The sequence below is a fragment of the Clostridia bacterium genome (assembly GCA_012840125.1).
Lineage (GTDB): Bacteria > Bacillota > DULZ01 > DULZ01 > DULZ01 > DULZ01.
Map to the genome: position 1 here is coordinate 1 of DULZ01000105.1, position 18,120 is coordinate 18,120.

An 18,120-nucleotide genomic window follows, 5' to 3' on the forward strand; every position below is an offset into this window, starting at 1 on the left:
GGGCCTTAGTGGCTATGAAGCATATCGGTGTCAATGTGGCCGCCGACCCCCTTTTTACTTTTTCCTATACGGGAGTTAACGGGGGATTGGTGCTGGTCTCCGCCGATGACCCGGGCATGCACAGTTCCCAAAATGAACAGGATAATCGCAATTATGCCAAATTTGCCAAGATCCCGGTCCTGGAACCGAGTGACAGTCAGGAATGCAAGGACTTCGTCGTGTTAGCTTACCGGATCAGTGAAGAATTCGATACGCCCGTCATGGTCAGGACCACCACCCGGGTGGCCCACGGCCAATCCCTGGTCTCCCTGGGAGAACGGCGGGAACAGGAACTGGGAGAATACAAGAAAAACGCTCCCAAGTACGTCATGCTGCCGGGCTACGCCAGGCAGCGGCACCCGCTGGTGGAAGCCCGCCGGGAGGCATTGGTCCGGTATAATGAAGCGGCACCGGTCAATAGAATCGAGTGGGGCGATAAGAAAATCGGGGTCATCACCAGCGGCGTGGTTTATCAATACGTGAAAGAAGCCCTGCCGGAAGTGTCGGTGCTCAAACTCGGCATGACTTTTCCCCTGCCGGAAAAGTTAATTAAAGACTTTGCCGCCCAGGTGGAACAACTTTATGTCATTGAGGAATTGGAGCCTTTCCTGGAAGACCAGCTGAAAGGGATGGGGCTCAACGTGATCGGGAAGGAACTGTTCCCCAGGATTGGAGAGCTCAGCCCGGAACTGATCGCAGCCTCGATGAAGATCGCGGCCCGGGAAACGGCGGCAGCGGTAGAGGTGGAGGTTCCCGCCCGGCCCCCGGTCTTGTGTCCCGGCTGCCCGCACCGGGGTGTGTTCTATGTCATTAACAAGCTGAAGTTAACGGTAGCGGGGGATATTGGCTGCTATACCTTGGGGGCTACCCCACCCTTGACGGCTATGGATACATGTATCTGCATGGGGGCCAGCATCAGCGGTGCGCTGGGGCTGGAAAAAGCCCGGGGTCCGGAGTTTGCCAGGAAACTGGTGGCGGTTATCGGCGATTCCACTTTCCTTCATTCCGGCATTACCGGTCTGGTGGATGTGGTCTATAACGGGGGTACTTTTACCACCGTTATCTTAGATAACAGCACCACCGCCATGACCGGGCACCAAGATCACCCGGGTACCGGCTTTACGGCTAAGAAGGAGCCTGCCCCGGCGGTGAACTTGGAACAGCTGGTGCGTTCTCTGGGCATTCAAAGGGTGCGGGTGGTGGACCCGTACAATCTGGCGGAAGTAGAAGCAGCCCTCAAAGAAGAGACCGCCGCACCGGAGCCCTCCGTCATCATCGCCAAGAGACCCTGCGTGCTGCTGAAAGGCCAGCAGCCCACCGGGGGTCCGGTGGCCGTCGATGAGGACAAGTGTACCGAATGCGGCCGCTGCCGCCGGCTGGGGTGCCCGGCCCTGGTATTCATGCAAGCCAAGCCGTCGGTGGATCTCACGTTGTGCAACGGGTGCGGCCAGTGCGTTCAAGTTTGCCGCTTTAACGCCCTGCAGAAAGTGGGTGAAGCTCATGCCTAAGGTAACCAATATTTTATTGGTAGGTGTCGGCGGTCAGGGCACCGTTTTGGCGAGTAAGGTCTTAGGGCAAGTGGCTGTCAGCCTGGGACAGGAAGTCAAGGTGGCGGAGATTCATGGGATGTCCCAGCGGGGCGGCAGCGTCGTTACCCAAGTGCGTTTCGGGGAGACAGTCTACGCTCCCACCATTCCCAAAGGACAGGCGGATGTGATTCTGGCCTTTGAAAAGATGGAAGCCTTGCGTTGGTTGCCTTATCTTAAGCCGGGCGGTCAGATCATCGTCAATGACCAGGAAATCGATCCCATGCCCGTCATCGTGGGCTCCGTCTCTTATCCGGACAAGGTCATCGAGCAGTTGACCGCGGCAGCTCGGGTGACAGTGGTGCCCGCCCTGAAACTGGCTGAGGAAGCAGGCAATGTGAAGGCAGTCAATGTGGTGCTGCTGGGGGTGCTGGCCCAGGAGCTGGGCATCGAAGCTGATACCTGGCGCCGGGTTCTGGCCGAGGTGGTCCCGCCCAACACCCTGGCGGTAAACCAGAAAGCCTTCGAACTGGGGTTGGCCTTCAAACCCTGTGAAGCATGATCATCTTCACCGTCACGAAACGCAGCGGTTAGTTCAAAATAAAGGAGAGCTGCCTGGCCACAGGCAGCTCTTTTTGTATTTTTGTAGGCGCGCATCGATGAGGGCTCCTTCACCAGAACAAAGATGTCTTTGCGCAATACAAGAGGTTGTCTACTGTATTATAAAATAGATAAATTAAAATCTTGTGTTGAATCTAAATTTGAATGTTACTATAATAAACTTAAGTTAGCAGCTTTATGCAATAGCAAAGAACTGCAGTGAAATCAAAACAAAAAACGCCCCCAAACTTGTGAAAAAAATATCTAAACGGGAGGGTAACCCATGAAAAACATCATTAAAAAAGGTTGGTTTGTCTTGTTGTTGGTGTTAATCTTGGCAGGTTGCGGGGGTCAGGGTCAGGAAGCGGTGAAAGAGATTCCGGTGGCTGAACCGGATGAAACCAGCATGTTCGGGGTGGACAAGAATATCAATATTAAGACCATCGATGAATGGTTGGGCAGGGATGATGTAGCTTACATAGATGTGAGGATGCTGGAGGACCCGGCGGATTATACCGCCATCGGTGGGGATCCGGTGCTGTCAGGAACCGTCAAAGGGTTTGAAGTTGTGCCATATCCCTACCTGGCTAATCTGACGGGTTTGCCGGAAGCTGTGGCCGCTACCCAGTATACGGGGCCCACCCTGTTTACCCTTACTTGGGACGAGCAGGGTAAGATTGCATCGGTAGTTCCCAATTACCGGGAATCGGAAATGATCATTAACGATCTATTTCCCAAGGATAAGCCCATCTTCCTCATGTGCGGCGGGGGAGGATATGCCAGCTTTACCAAAGCATTATTGATAGAACTGGGTTACAATCCTGACTTGTTGTATAACATAGGAGGGTTCTGGGAGTATCAAGGAGATAACGTGGTGCATGTAAAAGTCTCCTATGGTGAGAACAACAAGTATGAATATAACGCTTTCCACCGGCTGAAATATCATTTAATTGATTTCGACCAGTTAACTAAGATCAATTAGCGGAGGGCCATATGAAGAGACTTGGTGCCGGTTTGTTATTAATCTTGCTGCTCGCCCTGTTGCCGGGATGTGAAAGGGAGCAGGTCTCCCAAGAATACCCTAATTTCAGCAGTGATAGGGTCATAACTTACAAGCATCGCAAGCCTGGCGAAGAACGCGATTTTGCGGCCGTAATTCTATTTGAATATGAAATGGACAACTATACGAAATATCAAGTGAGCTATTTATCGTGTACTTGCCGGGCTCCATCGGAGAATTTCCAGCAGCTCTTATATGTGGAGCTGAACAACAATAATAACAGCCCTGAGGAAGCCACCATCAGAAACATCGCCTTCCAGTTTTGGGGTGACAGTGCAGTAAACCCGGTTAACGGGTTAACTTACGAAATGATCGAACAAGAATTTCTACCCTATTTGCAATACAAGAGTAAGGCTGAAATCGATGCTATCATCACCCTGAAAGATATCAAAGATGCGAAGCCGGTCATAAGAAACGGGAAAGAAGTTGACTTTGTGGACGGTTATACAGGCGCAACTGTATCGGTAGATAATACCATATCTGTTCTACAGGCTCTGTTTGATTACCATGTAAAAAAATACTACCGGTGATAAGCTGAGAGCTGCTTGGTGGCAAGCAGCTCTCTTAATTGTTATCGGCTACCTTATGGATTGCTTTTCCCGGCCTGAGTATCTGCACCCAGGTTTTGCCCCGGACTAGTTTAATAGGATTTCCCTGGTCGTCCAGGTACTCCGTGGGGGAATGCAAATCCTTTTTCCGCCAGGTGCCGGTGAAATGCTTGCCGCCCAGGAAATACTCGGCTTTGCCTTCCCCGGTTAGCTCCACGTCGATATGGAGGAGTTTCGTGCCCAGGTCCCGGTGCCTGGCGTACTGGATGATCACATTGCGGGCTGCGATTTGCTGCCCGGTAGCTTTGTCCAGGTGCGGTTTGCCGTTGATATAGCGGAGGTATACCCCTTGTTCCTCATCAAAAACATAGCTGGGGCGGTTGTACTGGTCGTAGGAAAAACTGATCTCCTTGTACTCGGGCGGTCCCTCCGGCGGGTCGACAAATTCCCAGTCATGAAACTTGCCGTTTTCCGCCTTGCCTTCCAGGGCTTCTTTAAGATTCAGGTATGTATTATGAGGACGCTTGCCCGTTTTGTCTACCCAGAAGCCTTTATGTCCTCTCACGTCATCCAGATCCCGGATACCCCATTCCTTCACCTTGGCAAAAGCATCATCAGAACCGCCTACATGGGCAAAATAGGCGTCCCATTCCTTGGCCAGCATCATCACATAGGGCCTGGCGCTGCGCACCGACCCCACGTTTTCCGGCAGCTCCCCGTAAAAGAAGGCCAGGAAGCGGGTTACCATGCCTTCCATCTCTACCTCATATACCAGGTCGGCGCTGCCTAACCCGGTCTGGGGCCGGGCGGCAGGGGCGTTGTTGATCATGACGGCGATGAGGTGAGTGGCCTTTTCGATGGGTTCCCCGGTTAAGGGATTGGGAAAAGTGTCTCTGGGCGGCGGGGCTTCCTCCACTGCCGTTACCGGCGGGGGAGTGTCCTCCACCTCGGGTTGTTGACCGCCGCAGCCGGATAGAGCCAGTGCCAGAGCTACCATAACAGCGAAATAGATTGTGCGCTTCATAGACATCTCCTTGCTAAAGAAAAATGACGGCTATAAATTCGCCCCGAGGGGACCGGTTACCTGCTTTTCTTCATCATTGCCATAATATTTTACCCGGAACGGAAAAGGTATTTTGCCACACTATATCGAATACAATGCAATATAGTATAACATATTTGTGCATGGGGGGATAATTTGTGAGCAAAATTACCTTGTCTGTGATTAAGGCCGATGTTGGGGGCTGGGTAGGTCACACCAGCGTCCATCCCCAATTGCTCTCTAAAGCCGAGCAAGTACTGTCCGAAAGTAGTATCTTAAAGGATTTCCATGTCACCAGCGTGGGAGATGACATCAACCTCATCATGACCCACGAGTTAGGGGTGGATAATGCGGAGATTCACCAGTTGGCCTGGGATACTTTCGTGGCATGCACGGAGGTGGCTAAGGAGTTAAAGCTGTACGGAGCGGGACAAGACCTGCTGTCCGATGCTTTTTCCGGCAATGTGAAGGGCTTAGGCCCCGGGGTTGCGGAAATGGAATTCGAAGAAAGAAAAGCGGAGCCCGTCATTGTTTTCATGGCCGATAAGACGGAGCCCGGCGCATGGAATCTCCCTTTATATAAAATGTTTGCCGATCCCTTCAATACCATTGGCCTGGTGATCGATCCCAAGATGCACCAGGGCTTTATCATGGAAGTTCATGACCTGATCGAACATAAGAGCGTGAAGTTCTCCCTGCCTGAGGAACTGTATGATCTCTTGGTGTTTATCGGGGCACCGGGACGTTATGCAGTCAAAGCCGTCTATTCCAAGACCACCGGAGAGATCGCTGCTGCATGCAGTACACAAAGACTGAACCTTACTGCCGGGCGTTATGTGGGTAAGGACGATCCCGTGTGCATTGTCCGCTGCCAGTCCGGTTTGCCGGCGGTAGGGGAAGCGGTGGAGCCCTTTGCTAACCCGCACCTGGTGGCAGGTTGGATGCGCGGTTCCCATCAAGGTCCCCTGATGCCGGTCGGCTTGCAAGATGCTCACCCGACCCGTTTTGACGGTCCGGCCCGGGTGGTGGCCCTCGGTTTCCAAATTGCCAACGGGAAACTGGTGGGACCGCGGGACCTGTTTGCTGACGTGTCCTTCGACCGGGCCAGGAAGCAAGCTCTGGAAATCGCCGATTACCTGAGAAGACTTGGACCGTTCGAGCCCCACCGGCTGCCCTTGGAGGATATGGAATACACCACCATGCCTGAGGTCATGGAGCGGCTGAAAGAGCGTTTTGTGCCCATTGAGGATTAGTAAAAAAATCTCAGGTTCCACTGCCGCAACCCCTTGCATTTTCCCGGCGAATATGATGTAATATGCTTATGTGCTTTTGGCACTCTTTAAGGAGGAAGATGCGACTGGGGGGTTGCGGAGTGGACCAGACAAGAACACCTATCTTTGACGCGGTAAAGAAATATATCGACGAGGGAATTATGCCCTTTCATGTCCCCGGACATAAACAGGGAAGCGGTCTGCCTGAGCTCCGGGCTTATGTAGGCGAGACAGTGCTGAAGATGGATCTGACTTGCCTGCCTGGTCTCGACAACATCTGTAACCCTAAAGATGTCATTGCCGAAGCGGAAGCGCTGGCAGCGGAAGCTTTTGGGGCTGATAAAGCCTTCTTTCTGGTGAATGGTACCACTTCCGGCATCCAGGCGATGATCATGGCTGTGTGCAAACCGGGGGATAAACTGATCATACCCCGTAATGCCCACAAGTCGGCCATCGGCGGTTTGATCATGAGCGGGGCTAACCCCGTCTATATTGAACCTGAGATCGACGCCGGCTTTGGCATTTCCATGGGGGTTACTCCCGAGCAGGTGGAAAGAGCCATTTTGCATCATCCTGATGCCAAAGGAGTTTTCATTATCAATCCCAATTACTATGGTACTGCTTCGGACCTTCAGGCTATTGTAGAAGTCGCCCATCGTCATGGGATACCGGTGATTGTGGATGAAGCTCACGGAGCTCACTTGCCTTTTAGTGAAAGGCTGCCCTTATCCGCCATGGAAGCAGGGGCGGACCTGGCGGCCTGCAGCACCCACAAGCTGGGCGGGTCCATGACCCAGAGTTCCATGCTCTTGTTAAAAGAAGGTCTGATCAGCGCCAAGCGAGTGAAAGCAGTGCTGAATATCACCCAGACCACCAGCCCGTCCTACCTGCTGTTGACTTCTTTGGATGTGGCCCGGAAGCAGATGGCCCTGCATGGCCGGGAGCTGGTGGAAAGAACCCTGACCCTGGCGGCCTGGATTAAGAAAGAATTAAGCGCCGTGGAGGGGATCCAGCTTTTCGGGGATAACGTGGTCGGGCGGCCCGGCTGTTATGCCTTCGACCCCACCAAGATCATTATCAACGTGACGGGGTTGGGTATGTCCGGCTATGAAGCGGAGTATCTCCTGCGCGACAAGTACCGGCTGCAGGTGGAACTCTCTGACCTGTATAACATCATGTTCGTGATTACCGTCGGCGATACCTGGGAAACAGCCCGGTATTTAGTCGACTGCATCAAGTCTATTTGCAAGGCGAACCCGCTCAAGAACGTGGTGAAATACTGTCCTCCCTTGCCGGAAATCCCCCGGATGATGGTGCTGCCGCGGGATGCTTTCTACAGCGAAACCAAGGTGGTTCCCTTAGCGGAAGCGGCCGGGGAGATCAGCGCCGAGGCGATTATGGCTTACCCGCCCGGTATTCCTTTGATATGTCCCGGCGAATTGATTACCCAAAATGTGGTGGATTATATCAATATCCTGAAGCAGGAAGACGCAGAACTACAAGGTACTGAGGATAAGCAGATCAACTATATCAAAGTACTGAAGCATGCCGTGGCCATTGCCAGGGAAAAAGAAGAAGTATGTGTTGACGTAGGTTAACCTGACGCTCCATGCCGGAAAACACTCCGGCATTTTTGTTTTTGTGCAACATTATTGAAAGGAAAAGTGAACTCCTTAGCGAATACATGAAATAAGGGAAATAACGGCAGAGTTTCAAACCATAAAAGCAGGGGGTGGCAATTTTGGATTGGTTCATGATCGCTTTTGTCGGCCTCTTGTGCATCGGTGTGGCATATTACATTGAGAGGCAGATTAACGATCCGGGGATAAAAGTCTTCCCTTTTAACTCCATTAGCCAATACGCCAAAGAAGACGCTGTTGAAGACCAGAGCAACACCCAAAGCGCAGCCAGTTAAATCCTTACCCCACGGTTTTCGTGGGGTTTGCTGTTTTTTCAAGGAACTTTTTCCAGGGAAACACGTCTAACCAGATAAAAAAAGAGAAGGAGTGAAAGCGAGCCATGAAGTCAAAACTCCTAGCCGGTTTAGTAGCGGCCTTATTTTTGGTGGTAAGTATTTTCGCCGGCGGCCTGCCCGCCGTGGGAGCCAGCGGGAAATCCCTGGAGCAGGCTATCAAAATCGCCAAGAGCAGTTTTACGGTGCCTTCCCAGTACACCGAATTCACCTCCCGTTACAGTGAATACGGCGAAACGGCAACCTGGTGGCTGAACTGGCGCGGCGAGACCGGGGAAATGAGTATCGAAGTAGATGCGGTGACCGGGGAAGTGCTGCGGATGTATCATTATCCCCAGAGGGAAGCCGGCAGCATCAAGCTGCCGAAGCTGAGCTATCAAGAAGCCAAAGCCATTGCCGATGAAACGGTGGGCAGGCTGCAGCCGGACCGGGTGGATGAATTGGTCTTGAAGGCGGATCCCAGCAGGCCCTCCCTCGATGTGAATCCCTGGAGCCCGCCCAGCTACGGGTTCCGGTATGAAAGAACGGTAAAAGGAATTCCTTACCCGGATAACGGCATTAACATCACCGTGAACGGGGATACGGGGGAAATCCTCAACTACACTTTTGATTGGTATAAAAAAGAACTGGTGGTGCCGGATAAACTCTTGTCCCAAGAAGAAGCACAGCAAATCTTTAAGCGGGAGTTTCCCCTGGAGCTGATGTACTTCCGGACCGTTCCGGACGACCAGAAAGAAAAACCCGATATTAAGCTGGTGTTCAAACTCCGGGACCCGGGCCTGGTCAGGATCGATCCCGTCACCGGCAGGATCCTGGAACCGGAACCCAGGTATATCATCTTTGCCGCTGACGGGGTAGCTTCCCGGGAGCTGGCGGCGGGCAGTGCGCCGAAAGTAGAGCTCACCCCGGAAGAAATTGCCGAGATCGCGAAAATTAAGAACCTGATTGATAAAGAGAAAGCGGCGGCCGCCGCGGCCAAGGTGATGGAGCTTTCGTCCGACTACAAACTGCAAGGCAGTTCTCTCCAGAAGCTGTGGCAGGAACCGGACCGGCTGGTTTGGCAGTTGTCCTGGCAAGCCCAGAAAGGCGAGGAACTCCGCGGTTATGCCAGCGCCGCGGTGGACGGTGAAACCGGTGAGATTCTCAGCTTCTACCGTTACCGGTATGAAAGTGGGGAAGGCCAAAAAGAACCTGAGTACGATTACGAACAGTGCAGGGAATTGGCCTGGGAGTTGATCAACAAACTGCAGCCTGAAAAGGCCGCGGAGGTGCGGATTTACGAACTAAAGACCGCCCGGCAGCAAGAAAAAGCCCGTTCCTACCGGTTTGTCTACGAGCGGATGGTCAACGGGATTCCCTTCCCGCAAAACGGTTTCGAAGTAAGTGTGAACGCCGTGACCGGGCAAGTGGAGAGCTACAACATGAATTGGAGCAAGGCGGAATTTCCTGCCCCGGATACCGTGATTGATGCAGCACAAGCCACGGAGTGGTACAGCGAGGAAGTGCCCCTGCGGTTGGAGTTTGTCACCTCTTACGACCGGCAGACCGGTGAACCTGTCGTGCGGCTCCTTTACCACCTGGGTGACGTGCCCTACACCATGCTGGATGGCGTGGCCGGCACACCCCTCAACTGGCAAGGTAAACCTTTCGAAACCACCAAGCCGGCGGTGTTTGCGGACCTGGAAAACCACCCGGCCAAGAGCGCCGTTGAGCTCTTAGCCGCCGCCGGGGTGATTGAGGGAACGGAGGATGGGAAATTCTACCCGGATCGCCCCATCACCCAAGGGGAGCTGGCGAAAATACTCTCGAAATTGGAGAACCGGGGCGCCCCCATTATCCCGCTGCCCATGCCGCGCATCGAGCTTGACCCGGCTGCCTGGTACACCAGCTGGATCACGGATGTGTTGAAAAAGGGCCTGTTAAAACCCGGGGAAGTGGACCCGGAAGCCACCGTCACCAGGGAATTGTTAGCCGCCACTTTAATCAGGTATACCGGTTTGGAAAAAGCCGCAGCATTACCTGAGATCTACAAAGTGCCCTTTGCCGACGGCCAGGATATTTCCAGGGAATACACCGGCCATGCGGTGTTGGCCGATGCCCTCGGCATCGTGCCTGCCGTCGACGGTAAATTCTTGCCCCAAAACCTAGTGACCAGAGGCGAGGCAGCCATCGCCGTGGTTAAAGCCTTACAATCCGATTAACCGGAAAGGAGTAAAGCCCTGCAGGGAACAGCCCTACGGGGCTTTTTTGTATGGGGAAAGAGGATTTTGCCAACAAATGGTGAAGTAGAGAATGTTTTTTAGTACGAGGAGGAGTGGGCTTGAAGACGGCATTTATTATTAATCCCGCAGCCGGCCGGGGCCGCACGGAAAGGATCTGGTCAAAGCTCCGGACCGACTTACCCCCAGGCATTAATGCCGGGGAACCATATTTGACTTCCGGTCCCGGCGATGCGGAAAAGCTGGCCGCCAGGCTGTCCCAGGGCGGTTACCGGCAAATCTTTGTTTTTGGCGGCGACGGGACCGTCAATGAAGTGCTCAACGGGCTGCAGCTTAACGGTACCGCCTTGGGCATCGTGCCGACGGGCACCGGCAACGATTTGTGCCGCACCCTGGGTGTAGCCAAGAATCCTGAGGAAGCTTTGAGGCAGTTGGCCCGGGGTAAGATCAAAATGGTGGACATGGGCCTCATCAACGGCAGGCGGTTCTTGAATGCCGTGGGGACGGGCTTTGACGCCGAAGTAGTCAGGGTTACTAATGAACAGTTTCGCCGGTTGAGGGGCATGCCGGCCTATTTGGCTTCCCTGGTGAAAGTCCTGGCTACTTACCGCAGCCGGGAAATCACGGTGGAGACTGGTGATGCCGAGTTTACGGGAAAACTGCTGTTGGCCGCAGTCGGCAACGGCCGGTATATCGGCGGCGGCCTCCGGATGTTCCCCCATGCCCGGGTGGACGACGGCGTGTTCCAGGTGGTCCTGGTGGGGGATGTGGCCAAGACCCAGTTTATTATGAGCTTTCCGAAGATATTCTCCGGTACCCATCTTTCTCACCCCCGGGTCAGCAGTTTTACCGCCAGCAAGCTGGTGATTAAAGGCGATCACACCCTGGCGGTCCAGGTGGACGGGGAGATCATCCTGCACCCGCCGTTGGAGATCGAATTGGTGCCGAAAGCCTTGCCTGTGCTGGTACCGTAACCGGGGGATTTTTCTTCTCAAGGACTTGACAGGAGTATTTCTCCTATGTATCATATAATTGGTTGTTGTTAGCACTAGCCAGCAGTGAGTGCTAACAGGAAGAAATACAGTCTGAAGGAGGGAGCTTTGGTGCTCAAGCCACTCGCTGATCGCGTCGTAGTTAAAGTATCGTCAGGAGAAGAAAAAACCAAAGGAGGGATTATCCTTCCTGACACGGCCAAGGAAAAACCCCAAGAAGGGGAAGTCATCGCTGTCGGTCCTGGCCGTAGGCTGGATAACGGCACCGTTGTCGAGCCTGAAGTGAAAGTGGGCGATCGCGTGATTTTTGCCAAGTACGGTGGCACTGAAGTTAAAATCGATCAGGAAGAATACCTCATTCTTCGTGAAAGCGATATTCTAGCTATTATTAAGTAAGGAGGGACACCTACATATGGCTGGTAAACAATTACTTTTCAATGAAGAAGCCCGCCGTGCTATGGAGCGTGGCGTTAACGTAGTGGCTGACGCTGTTAAAGTTACCCTTGGCCCGAAAGGGAGAAACGTGGTTTTAGAGCGTAAATTCGGTTCCCCGATCATCACCAAAGACGGTGTAACCGTAGCGAAAGAAATCGAGCTGAAGGATCCTTATGAAAACATGGGAGCTCAGCTCTGTAAAGAAGTAGCCTCCAAGACCAATGACATCGCCGGTGACGGCACTACCACGGCTACCGTCCTGGCACAGGCTATCGTGAAGGAAGGCATGAAGACCGTCGCAGCGGGCGCTAACCCCATCTTCCTCAAGAGAGGCATGGACAAAGCCGTTGCCGTTATCGTTGAGGAATTAAAAGCTAACAGCGTTCCCGTCAACACCAAAGAAGAAATCGCTCACGTGGCTTCTATTTCCGCCAACGACCGGGAAATCGGCGAACTGATTGCGGAAGCCATGGAGAAAGTGGGCCGCGACGGCGTCATCACCATTGAAGAATCCAAGGGCATTGAAACCACCGTGGAACTGGTGGAAGGGATGGAATTTGACCGCGGCTATATCTCCCCGTATTTCGTCACCAATACCGAAGCCATGGAAGTGGAACTGGACAACCCATACATCTTGCTGTATGAGAAGAAGCTCTCTTCCATCCAAGACATCTTGCCCCTGTTAGAAAAAGTAGTGAGCGCCGGCAAACCCTTGTTGATTATCGCTGAGGATGTCGAGGGCGAAGCCCTGGCCACCCTGGTCGTGAACAAGCTGCGCGGCACTCTGAGCGTGGCTGCCGTGAAAGCGCCCGGTTTCGGTGATCGCCGGAAGGCTATGTTAGAAGATATCGCCATCTTGACCGCCGGTACTTTCATTTCCGAAGACCTGGGCGTCAAGCTGGACAGTGTCGATTTAGGCATGCTGGGCCGGGCCAAGAAGGTGAAGATCAGCAAGGAAAGCACCACCATCATTGAAGGTGCCGGTTCCAGTGAAGCCGTCCAAGCTCGCGTCAAGCAAATCCGCCGTCAGATCGAAGAAACGGATTCCGATTACGACCGTGAAAAACTGCAAGAGCGCCTGGCGAAGCTGGCCGGCGGCGTAGCGGTCATCAAGGTGGGTGCTGCTACCGAAACGGAAATGAAAGAGAAGAAGCACCGCGTCGAGGACGCCCTGTCCGCGACCAGAGCCGCGGTGGAAGAAGGTATTGTACCCGGCGGCGGCGTAGCGCTGGTCAATGCCATTCCCGCTTTGGATAAACTGGATGTCAAAGGCGACGAGGCTACCGGTGTGCAAATCATCCGCAGGGCCTTAGAAGAGCCTCTCCGCCAGATCGCCAATAACGCCGGTTACGAAGGTTCCGTAGTGGTTGGCAAAGTGAAGGAATCCCCGAAAGGCGTGGGCTTCAACGCTGCCACCGAAGTCTATGAAGACATGATTAAGGCCGGTATCGTCGACCCGACCAAGGTTACCGTCAGTGCCTTGCAGAACGCTTGCAGCATTGCTTCCATGCTGCTCACCACCGAAACCCTGGTGGCGGAAATTCCTGAAAAGAAACCGGCTACACCGCCCATGCCTGACATGGATTATTAATCTTGTGGGTAAAAAGGGTAGGGATGATATGCCCTGCCCTTTTTTATTGATGCAGCAGGAAAAAGGGGCAGCAGGGGAGAAAACCTTGAGAGCATCTTTACCAGGAGGAGAAAATGAAAGGGTCCTTTGATCAAGAAAAAGCGCTGCGCGCCTGGCAGCGGTTTGTCCAGATGGGTGAACTGGTGCCCCAGGTTCCTGCCCCTATTGCTCGTTCCTGGCTTCGCTGCAAGAACCGGGGGCAGCTGCCGGTCCAGTTCATGCCCGCTCGCTTGCCTAAGACGGAACCCTCGCCGGCAGGGGATCCTGCTCTGATGGAAGCCTTCCGGGGGACTTTTCGAGAGTTGGAGGAGTACTTAGCCGGGGATGAGTTATTGCTGGTGCTGCTGGACCCGCAAGGAGTGCTGCTGGACTGGCAGGGCAACAGCCGTTTGCTGGTATCCGGGGAGCTGGAGCCGGGGATGTGCTTTGATGAAGCCACCGTAGGAACCATGGCTATGAGCCTGGCGCTGGAAGAAAACAACACCGTGTTTGTCGGCGGAGCCCAGCATTATTACAGCTGCTATCACCGGGTGGCCAGCAGCGCGGCGCCTGTTTTGGCCGCCGGCAGGGTGGCAGGCATCCTGGGAGCATGTACGGGCGTCCACCAGAGCAGCTTAGGGATCCTGGCCGTGCTTTTGGGCAAGAAAGTCTTGGAGGCCCGTTTTCCCGCCGGGCATGCATAAGTTCCATCCGGTATGCAAACCATAGGTTTGCCGGCAGTAATTATTTATTAGTTGACATTTTTCCGTGGCACTGTGGTATAATGATCCAGAAAGGGGTGACAGCATGGTCGATAAAGTTAAAGATGTATTGGATAAGATCCGTCCCCGTTTGCAAGCGGATGGTGGAGACGTGGAGTTAGTGGCAGTGGAGGATGGCGTCGTCAAGGTTCGTTTGGTAGGAGCTTGCGGCGGGTGCCCGATGGCTACCATGACTTTGAAGCAGGGCATCGAAAGAGTTTTGAAATCCGAGATTCCCGAGGTTAAGGAAGTAGTGCAGGTTTAAAATGTGAAGTTAGGGGCGGGCTGATAAAATCAGACCGCTTTTTTTAGTAACTCGAAGTAGTCGCTAGGTGGTCAGAATGTTTAAAAAAATCAGTTCACGCATTACTTTTCTGCAAGGTACCAACGGGGGCAGAGTCCCCCATGCCAACAGCTTGCTCATCCAAGATGACGTGACAGCGGTTATTGATACCGGTGCCGACCGGGGGGACCTGGAGGAGGTAGCCTCCGGTTGTGCCCCGGACCTGGTGATCAATACCCATTTTCATCTTGACCATTCCCGGGGCAATCGTTTGTTTTCCGGAGCCAGCATTTTGGCCCATCCATGGGATGCCCGAGCCCTGTCCAGCGAAGAGAACTACTTGCAAGCCAGCGGCTTGGCCCGGCTCGGCCGGGATTATGTGTTGAACTACTTTTACAGCCGCGGCTCCCTGCCCGTTTGCCGGGTAGACGGTTTCTTGGCCGACGGGGACGTGATGGATTTCGGGGGCACCAAAGCGAGGGTGATCCATACCCCGGGGCATACGCCGGGACATTGTGCTTTCTTTTTTGAGGAAGAAGAGATCCTGTTTGCCGGGGACATTGACTTGACTTCTTTCGGCCCCTGGTACGGGAATCCCGAGGCGGATATTATTGCGTTCCGGGACTCCATCATCAAACTGCGAGATCTCAAACCGAGGCTGGTTTTGACAGGCCACCTGGAGCCGGTAGAGGAAAACATTACCGAGCGCTTTAACCAGTACCTGGCGGTCCTCGACCGGCGGGATGAACTCCTGCTGGAATTCTTACGGGAGCCGCGGGCCTTGGAGGCAATCGTGGATGCGAAATTGATCTACCGGAAGCATCCCGAGCCTGAACTGGTTTTCCGGTTTTTTGAAGAGATGATGGTGCTCAAGCACCTGGCTAAACTGGAGCAAGAAGGCCTCATTGCCAAAGACGATGGCGTCTATTTTGCCCTGTAAAGCAGAAGGAGAGGAGAAGCAAAACTAACGCAAACGCTGCTGTGTCCTGAGGAGGAAAGCATGTCTTGGGCATATGTGTTTTTGGCGGGTATCGTTGAAATACTATGGGTTATAGGATTGAGGCATTCCAATACTGTCTGGCATTGGATCGGTACCGGGATCATGATCATCTTGAGTTTCTATTTTATCATCAAGGCCTGTGAAAGATTGCCGGCGGGCACAGTTTATGCCGTTTTCACCGGTATGGGCGCCGCCGGTATTGTGCTGGTGGACTGGTTGATCCTCAAAACAGCCATTTCCGTCATCCAGTTTGTCTTCATCGGGTTGATTATCACCGGGGTGATTGGCATTAAACTGGTGACCGGTACCTCCGATGCGGAACAGGTGAACCAGGTCCGGAGCCGGGACAAGTACAAATAGAACGGGCTTTTGCAGATCAAAAGGCCGGTTGCCTTTGTATTTGCTGCCGGCGGCCTGTGTCCCGGGAAGCCCCCGGGGTGGGGTTGCCGCTACTTGTGCAGTTTGGAACAAATATGCTAAGATCATATTGGAGGCTGCCAATGACGGATGCAGGGGAGGGGGAGGGAATGGCTTGGGTGGCGCTGGTGCTGGCCAGTCTAGGGGAAGTTTTTGGGGTCATGTGTATTAACCTGTACTTGCGGCAAAAAACCCTGGGTCGTTTGCTCCTGGTAGTTGTCACCTTCGGCACGGGTTTTGTGTTCCTGGCCCGGGCCATGCAGGACATACCCATCAGTACCGCCTATGCCGTTTGGACCGGGCTGGGCGCCGCCGGAGCCGTTGGTACGGGCATTGTTTTCTTCCATGAAGCGGCCGGTTGGAAGCGCTTGCTCTTCCTGGCTTGTATTATTGCAGGAGCGGTGGGGTTGAAACTGTTTAGCTAGGACTGGTGAATTGACAGTTTGGACCCCCCAGCCTATAATTTGAATTGAGTATTGTTACGCCTAATCATGCTGGGAAAGGAGCAATTGGTTTGAAAGCAAAGAGTGGACGGTTGGCACTGGTTCTGATTCTGGCTTGGCTTCTCATGGCTCCTGTGGGAGTGTTGGCCCAAAACGATGAACTGACAGCGGAGCAGCAGTCACTATATAACGAAATGATGAAAGCTTTTGTGGCCCCCGACTTTTGCGGCAAATCCCTGGTGGAATGTCCCGCCCCTATCACCGTGGAAATGCGGGAGGGCATTTTGGAGCAGGTGAAAAGCGGGGCGACCAAAGAAGAGATCATCGCTTACTGGACCGGTGTTTATGGCGAGCGGATCCTGGCAGCGCCGCCGAAATCAGGGTTTTTCCTGTCCGCCTGGGTGTTGCCGGTGGTGGGCATCATCGCCGGTGTAGGGATCTTGGCGGTGGCCATGAAGGGAAGAATGGGAACGCCGCACGGCTCTGCCAAGGGCAAGAAACAAGCGATACCCGGTGAATATGAAGAAGAGCTGCAGCAGGAGATTATCAAGCACTTGTAGAGGGTGCCGGACAGCCTCCCTCCCATGGTGGGGGAGGCTGAAGTATTTTCCGGGACAGCCGGTTACAAACCATTCTACAAGCGCACCGGGATGAAATCAGCAGCCCGGATGGAATCAGGAGTCACAATGCAGTCCAGGGCCAGCACCTTCACCCCTTTGGCAGCCGCTTCTTTCAGTGCCCGGGCAAATTCCGGGTGTGTTGCGGCATTGGGAGTAAAATAATCAACGTTTTTCATCTGCACGATAAAGATTATCCATGGTTCGTAGCCGTCATTGATACTGCCCGCCAGCTCCATGATGTGCTTGACACCCCGCTCCGTGGGAGCATCAGGGAACATGGCTGCATTATCAATTTCCAAAGTGACCCCCTTGACTTCCACCAAGACTTTCCCATTTTTCGTCTCCAGGTAAAAATCAAACCGGGACTGCTTGTACCGGTACTCCGGTTTAATCAGGGACAGGCCGGGGAAAAAGCCGCTGTTTTCCACCCATTCCTGAAACACCGGGTTGGGAACCTGGCTGTCGATATTGACCAGCCGGTCTCCTTTGTAGACGCCGATGAGATCGTATTTGGTTTTCCGGTTGGGATTATCCGTCTCCCGGACAAATACCCCGGCGCCGGGGATTAAGAGTTCCTTCAGCCGGCCCGTGTTTTTGACATGGCAGGCTTCCACCCTGCCGTCGATCTCAATGTGGCACAGGAAGCGATTGCTGCGGGACAAAAACTTGGCCGGTTTAATGTTGTTGTATTGCATGGTTCTCCTTTCCAGGCCCCGGGCAGGGCCGTGCACAGTAGTGATAACACTATTTTAGCATGAACTGGGGAGGAGAAGGACCAAGGTGTCCGGGGGAAGGGGCGGTGGGCCGGCGCATTTCGAAGGCGTCCCGCCTGCCGGGCTTGGACCCTGGGTAAGGGAGCACCCGGCGCGTGAACCGGACAATATGATTTGTTGATCAGATTGTTATTGACGGTATGTTATGAATTTGATATACTATTCACAGATTTTTCCGTCTAATTATAACCACGGGAGGGCGACTGCGTTGGCCAGGGTTTATAAGTGGACTTATCGAATTGATCCGGAGAAGTGCATGACTTGTGCCACTTGTGAGTTGGAGTGCCGTGACGGTGGCATTTACGTCTATGACAACTTGGTCTTTGCGATTAACGAAGAGAACTGCACCAGGTGTGCGCGCTGCTACAATGCTTGCCCGGTAGGAGCCGTGCTCCGGATTCCTAACGAGGCGGCTGTGTAGTTGAGACAACCTGCGAAATTTGTCGAAAAACTGGGACCACAGCTATGCTGTGGTTTTTTGTTTGTGCTATACTTAACGTATAATAATAA

General features: G+C 53.6%; 20 protein-coding genes. 18 read left to right on the forward strand and 2 right to left on the reverse strand.

Annotated elements, in window-relative coordinates; genetic code table 11:
- The 4 genes from GXX34_12280 to GXX34_12295 form a co-directional block, all read left to right on the forward strand.
- Positions 1-1,547: 4Fe-4S binding protein (locus GXX34_12280; GenBank protein HHW08284.1), on the forward strand; the 1,547-nt coding region annotated here is incomplete at its 5' end.
- A complete protein-coding gene (locus GXX34_12285; protein ID HHW08285.1) occupies positions 1,540-2,127 on the forward strand; it encodes an indolepyruvate oxidoreductase subunit beta in 588 nt (195 codons plus the stop codon). The genes GXX34_12280 and GXX34_12285, both read left to right, overlap by 8 nt.
- Before the next feature lie 321 nt (positions 2,128-2,448).
- Positions 2,449-3,147: a hypothetical protein gene (locus tag GXX34_12290; protein HHW08286.1), complete on the forward strand. Its 699-nt coding sequence runs from the start codon at positions 2,449-2,451 to the stop codon at positions 3,145-3,147.
- 11 nt (positions 3,148-3,158) lie between these two features.
- Complete coding sequence (locus GXX34_12295) at positions 3,159-3,755, forward strand: hypothetical protein (GenBank protein HHW08287.1); 597 nt, start codon at positions 3,159-3,161, stop codon at positions 3,753-3,755.
- Positions 3,756-3,789: 34 nt separating this feature from the next.
- On the opposite strand, the gene GXX34_12300 is transcribed toward GXX34_12295, so the two are convergent.
- Positions 3,790-4,797: a DUF3048 domain-containing protein gene (locus GXX34_12300; protein HHW08288.1), complete on the reverse strand. Its 1,008-nt coding sequence runs from the start codon at positions 4,795-4,797 to the stop codon at positions 3,790-3,792.
- Positions 4,798-4,973: 176 nt separating this feature from the next.
- Here GXX34_12300 and GXX34_12305 point away from each other — a divergent pair, with 176 nt between their 5' ends.
- From GXX34_12305 to GXX34_12365, 13 genes are all read left to right on the forward strand, one after another.
- On the forward strand, positions 4,974-6,068 hold the full coding sequence (locus GXX34_12305) for a fructose 1,6-bisphosphatase (GenBank protein ID HHW08289.1): 1,095 nt from the start codon (positions 4,974-4,976) through the stop codon (positions 6,066-6,068).
- Between the two features lie 98 nt (positions 6,069-6,166).
- Positions 6,167-7,684, forward strand: coding sequence for an aminotransferase class I/II-fold pyridoxal phosphate-dependent enzyme (locus GXX34_12310; protein ID HHW08290.1), 1,518 nt, complete (start codon positions 6,167-6,169; stop codon positions 7,682-7,684).
- Between the two features lie 143 nt (positions 7,685-7,827).
- Entirely contained in the window at positions 7,828-8,001 is a 174-nt protein-coding gene (locus GXX34_12315; protein HHW08291.1) for a hypothetical protein, read from the forward strand.
- Between the two features lie 104 nt (positions 8,002-8,105).
- A complete protein-coding gene (locus GXX34_12320; GenBank protein HHW08292.1) occupies positions 8,106-10,259 on the forward strand; it encodes a hypothetical protein in 2,154 nt (717 codons plus the stop codon).
- A gap of 119 nt (positions 10,260-10,378) precedes the next feature.
- The gene (locus GXX34_12325; protein ID HHW08293.1) at positions 10,379-11,251 is read left to right on the forward strand and encodes a diacylglycerol kinase family lipid kinase; all 873 of its coding nucleotides are present in this window, start codon (positions 10,379-10,381) and stop codon (positions 11,249-11,251) included.
- A 129-nt stretch (positions 11,252-11,380) separates the two neighbouring features.
- Positions 11,381-11,665 carry a co-chaperone GroES gene (locus GXX34_12330; protein ID HHW08294.1) on the forward strand — a complete coding sequence of 95 codons (285 nt, stop codon included), beginning with the start codon at positions 11,381-11,383 and terminating at the stop codon, positions 11,663-11,665.
- Positions 11,666-11,681: 16 nt separating this feature from the next.
- A complete protein-coding gene (gene groL, locus GXX34_12335; protein ID HHW08295.1) occupies positions 11,682-13,295 on the forward strand; it encodes a chaperonin GroEL in 1,614 nt (537 codons plus the stop codon).
- Between the two features lie 113 nt (positions 13,296-13,408).
- On the forward strand, positions 13,409-14,017 hold the full coding sequence (locus GXX34_12340; GenBank protein ID HHW08296.1) for a GAF domain-containing protein: 609 nt from the start codon (positions 13,409-13,411) through the stop codon (positions 14,015-14,017).
- A 103-nt stretch (positions 14,018-14,120) separates the two neighbouring features.
- The gene (locus GXX34_12345) at positions 14,121-14,339 is read left to right on the forward strand and encodes a NifU family protein (GenBank protein ID HHW08297.1); all 219 of its coding nucleotides are present in this window, start codon (positions 14,121-14,123) and stop codon (positions 14,337-14,339) included.
- A 76-nt stretch (positions 14,340-14,415) separates the two neighbouring features.
- The gene (locus GXX34_12350; GenBank protein HHW08298.1) at positions 14,416-15,297 is read left to right on the forward strand and encodes an MBL fold metallo-hydrolase; all 882 of its coding nucleotides are present in this window, start codon (positions 14,416-14,418) and stop codon (positions 15,295-15,297) included.
- Between the two features lie 60 nt (positions 15,298-15,357).
- Positions 15,358-15,717 (forward strand): multidrug efflux SMR transporter, encoded by a 360-nt coding sequence (locus GXX34_12355; protein HHW08299.1) that lies wholly within the window; start codon positions 15,358-15,360, stop codon positions 15,715-15,717.
- Positions 15,718-15,884: 167 nt separating this feature from the next.
- Entirely contained in the window at positions 15,885-16,199 is a 315-nt protein-coding gene (locus tag GXX34_12360; protein HHW08300.1) for a multidrug efflux SMR transporter, read from the forward strand.
- A gap of 89 nt (positions 16,200-16,288) precedes the next feature.
- Entirely contained in the window at positions 16,289-16,777 is a 489-nt protein-coding gene (locus GXX34_12365) for a hypothetical protein (protein ID HHW08301.1), read from the forward strand.
- 74 nt (positions 16,778-16,851) lie between these two features.
- On the opposite strand, the gene sfsA is transcribed toward GXX34_12365, so the two are convergent.
- The gene (sfsA, locus tag GXX34_12370; GenBank protein HHW08302.1) at positions 16,852-17,532 is read right to left on the reverse strand and encodes a DNA/RNA nuclease SfsA; all 681 of its coding nucleotides are present in this window, start codon (positions 17,530-17,532) and stop codon (positions 16,852-16,854) included.
- Between the two features lie 223 nt (positions 17,533-17,755).
- Here sfsA and GXX34_12375 point away from each other — a divergent pair, with 223 nt between their 5' ends.
- On the forward strand, positions 17,756-18,031 hold the full coding sequence (locus GXX34_12375; GenBank protein ID HHW08303.1) for a 4Fe-4S binding protein: 276 nt from the start codon (positions 17,756-17,758) through the stop codon (positions 18,029-18,031).
- Positions 18,032-18,120: the final 89 nt, after the last annotated feature.